The sequence below is a fragment of the Mesorhizobium sp. M1E.F.Ca.ET.041.01.1.1 genome (assembly GCF_003997355.1).
Classification (GTDB): domain Bacteria; phylum Pseudomonadota; class Alphaproteobacteria; order Rhizobiales; family Rhizobiaceae; genus Mesorhizobium.
In genome coordinates, this window is the sequence record NZ_RZSL01000853.1 from 1 (window position 1) to 1,991 (window position 1,991).

Annotated in this window: 3 protein-coding genes; all 3 read left to right on the forward strand. The window is 65.1% G+C overall.

Going from position 1 to position 1,991, the window contains the following annotated elements; translation table 11 throughout:
- Positions 1-1,064: VWA domain-containing protein (locus tag EOA38_RS35040; RefSeq protein WP_127301374.1), on the forward strand; the 1,064-nt coding region annotated here is incomplete at its 5' end.
- Between the two features lie 73 nt (positions 1,065-1,137).
- Complete coding sequence (locus EOA38_RS35045) at positions 1,138-1,476, forward strand: XdhC family protein (RefSeq protein ID WP_126093635.1); 339 nt, start codon at positions 1,138-1,140, stop codon at positions 1,474-1,476.
- A gap of 6 nt (positions 1,477-1,482) precedes the next feature.
- Positions 1,483-1,991, forward strand: a 509-nt coding sequence (locus EOA38_RS35050) for an XdhC family protein (RefSeq protein WP_145966239.1), incomplete at its 3' end; no start/stop codon positions are given.

Genomic DNA, 1,991 nt, shown 5'->3' on the forward strand with positions numbered 1-1,991 from the left:
ATGCGGTGCTGGTCTCGCGGCACGAGGATCATCCCGTCTTCGACGATGCCTTCCGCCTGTTCTGGAAGTCGCGCGAACTGATCGAGAAGCTGCTGGCGATGTTTTCGCCGGTGGCACTGGACACCGCCGAAAAACAGAAGCCTCGCGCGGCCGAGAATCGCGTCAGCCAGGCGATGTTCGAGGGCCACCAGAAGAACCGGCCGGTGAGGGAAGTGCCTGAGATCGAGGTCGATGCGCGCTTCACCTTCTCCGGCAACGAGGTGCTGCGCGGCAAGGACTTCGCCCAGATGGATGCAGCGGAGATGGCCGAAGCCAAAAAGGCGATCGCGGCCTTGCGGCTGCCCTTCGATCTGGCGCGCACCCGTCGCTTCAAGGCCGATGCACAGGGGCGCCGTATTGATCCCCGCGCCATGATGCGGTCCGCCGCGCGCACCGGCGGCGCGCTGATCCTGCCGAAATTCCGATCGCCGCGCGAAGTGCATCCGCCGCTGGTGGTGCTTGCCGACATTTCCGGCTCGATGAGCCAATATACGCGGATCTTCCTGCATTTCCTGCACGCGCTGACGGAGAAGCGCAGGCGCGTGCATGCCTTCGTCTTCGGCACGCGGCTGACGAACCTGACAAGGCAAATGCGCCATCGCGATCCAGATGAAGCGCTGGCCGAATGCTCGACAGCCGTGAAAGACTGGTCGGGCGGCACCCGGATCGGCGACACGCTCGCCGAATTCAACCGGCTGTGGTCGCGCCGCGTGCTGGGACAGGGCGCCGTGGTGCTGCTGATCACCGATGGGCTGGAGCGTGACGACGTCACCGGCCTATCGGAGGAGATGGAGCGGTTGCACAAATCCTGCCGGCGGCTGATCTGGCTCAATCCGCTTTTGCGCTTCGACGGTTTCGAGGCTCGCGCCCGCGGCGTGAAGGCGATGCTGCCGCACGTCGACGAGTTCCGCGCGGTGCACAATCTCGACGCGCTGGCCGATCTTTGCGCTTCGCTCGACCGGCGGCCGGCGACTTCCGTCGACCCGCGCCGCTGGATCCAAACTGGCGACAGACGTGCCGCGTAGCCATATGTTTCTTGGGGATGTTCCTGTTTCTTGGGGATATTCCTCGGAAAAACAGACTTTGTGAGAAGCGACGATGGACGAGAGCATCTATCTCGATGAGGCCCGCGATCCGCTGATCATAGCGGAAGGCTGGATGAAGGATGGCAAGGATGTCGCCATCGCAACCGTGGTCGAGACCTGGGGTTCGGCGCCGCGCCCGGTCGGCAGCCATCTGGTCATCGACGCCGAGGGAAATTTCCACGGTTCCGTCTCCGGCGGCTGTGTCGAGGGCGCCGTGGTGACCGAAGCGATCGATGTCATCGGCAGCGGCAAGGCGAAGATGCTCGAGTTCGGTGTCGCTGACGAAACCGCCTGGCAGGTGGGGCTGTCCTGCGGCGGCCGCATCAAGGTCTATGTCGAACGGTTGGGCTGACTGCGGATGGATCCGTACGTTCTCAAAACATTGAATGAGGAGCGCCGCGCCCGGCGCGCCGCGGTGCTGGTCACCGATCTCGGTGACGGCCGCGACCGCATCGTGCGCGAGGGCGATCACGTAGCGGGCGATCTCGGGGCGGCGATCGCCAGGGCGTTCCGGACCGGCGATTCGGGATCGGTGGAGGCGGAGGGCCGGACTTTCTTTCTCAACGCGCATCTGCCGCGCCCGCGCCTGGTGGTGATCGGCGCGGTCCATATCAGCCAGGCGCTGGCGCCGATGGCCAGGATCGCCGGCTATCCGGTCGAGATCGTCGATCCGCGCACCGCCTTCGCCACGCCCGAGCGCTTTCCAGATGTGGCGCTGCATGCCGAATGGCCGGAGGATGTGCTGAAGCGCAAACCGCTCGACAGCTACACCGCGCTGGCCGCCGTCACCCACGATCCGAAGATCGACGATTTCGCGCTGAAGGCGGCGCTCGATGCCAGGTGCTTCTATGTCGGCGCGCTTGGCGT